The following is a 1,089-nucleotide window of genomic DNA, read 5'->3' as shown; positions in this document are numbered from 1 at the left end:
TGACGTCGCACCGCGGTCACGGTGCGTAGACGACCTTCGTCACGGCCACCGTCTTCGGGGCCATGTTGTTGACGCTGTACTGCGCCGTCCACGTCGCGTTGGTCTTGTCGAAGTATTTCTGCCCAGCACCCTTCGTGGGGTCGAAATCCTTGGGCAGCAACAGCACTGCGTCGCCGGCGCTGTCGCAGTAAAGCCAGCTGCGACGGTCTTGGTAGTGCGTCGTCTGGTCGTGCGACGCAGCAGAACACGTCGCCCCGTTGGCGAGCTTCACCTGCAGGGGAGTCGGCTGCTCGCCGGGGTCACGCGGCCGGATCTTCGAGACGTTCGACGGGAACCGAACCGCCATCCTCTGTTCGAGGCTCTGCAGGCACAGCACGTTTCCGGTCGCCTTCTCCTTCTGGCACGCGATGAGACCGGCGGCGATCGCCCCGCACGTGAAGGACTTGCCGGTCTTGGAGTAGGGGCTCACATCGGCGCTGGGTGAGGACGAATCGAAGCCCATGCTGCAGCCGTCGTCGTCGAGGGTCGGCACGTTCCACGACGCATCGGGCCAGACGGTCGTGCTGACGGTGGGGGCACCCGCGACGGTGGCCGGGGCCGACGATCGCGAGGTGTCTGACTCTCGGGACGAAGAACCGGCCGGGGAGGGCGACGTCGCGGACGGTTCCGAGGGGCCTGACGACGCGCTCGCGCTGGTAGCTGCTGAGGACGCCGACGTGGCGGACGACGATGTCGACGTAGCGGCAGCCGGCGTCGAGGTCGTCGAGGAGGCTGACGTCGAGGAACTCGGTGAGGGCGAGGTACTCGTCGCGCTGGGTGGGGTGGAGTCGGCGGTCGTGTCGCCGGAGCCGCCGCATGCCGCCAGGGCGAGCGTCAGCGCACCGAACGACGCGAGGGTGAGTGAGCGGGTACGGGCCATGGTGTCTCCCGGGGTCAGCGTGCTGCCTGTGGGTTCACCATGAGCACATCACACGTGGGCGCCGCGTGGTGGTTCGGCGTGTGCAGTACCCAAGGTTCACGCGACGTTCGTGCTGGCTCGCCTCGAGAAGGGGCGGCATGCGCTCCGACGAGTACCCACACGCGGTCGTC

Annotated in this window: 2 protein-coding genes; one reads left to right on the top strand and one right to left on the bottom strand. The window is 67.8% G+C overall.

Annotated elements, in window-relative coordinates; genetic code table 11:
* Nucleotides 1-16 precede the first annotated feature (16 nt).
* A complete protein-coding gene (locus B2284_RS09905; RefSeq protein WP_286697428.1) occupies nt 17-532 on the bottom strand; it encodes a hypothetical protein in 516 nt (171 codons plus the stop codon).
* Nucleotides 533-569: 37 nt separating this feature from the next.
* Between B2284_RS09905 and B2284_RS09900 the strand changes: the two genes are divergently transcribed.
* The gene (locus tag B2284_RS09900; RefSeq protein ID WP_286697427.1) at nt 570-962 is read left to right on the top strand and encodes a hypothetical protein; all 393 of its coding nucleotides are present in this window, start codon (nt 570-572) and stop codon (nt 960-962) included.
* The last annotated feature ends 127 nt before the right edge of the window (nt 963-1,089 follow it).

The organism is Dermacoccus sp. UBA1591 (assembly GCF_002322065.1).
Lineage (GTDB): Bacteria > Actinomycetota > Actinomycetes > Actinomycetales > Dermatophilaceae > Dermacoccus > Dermacoccus nishinomiyaensis.
The sequence above is the reverse complement of the archived record's forward strand: the minus strand, read 5'-3'. Positions and strand labels throughout refer to the sequence as shown.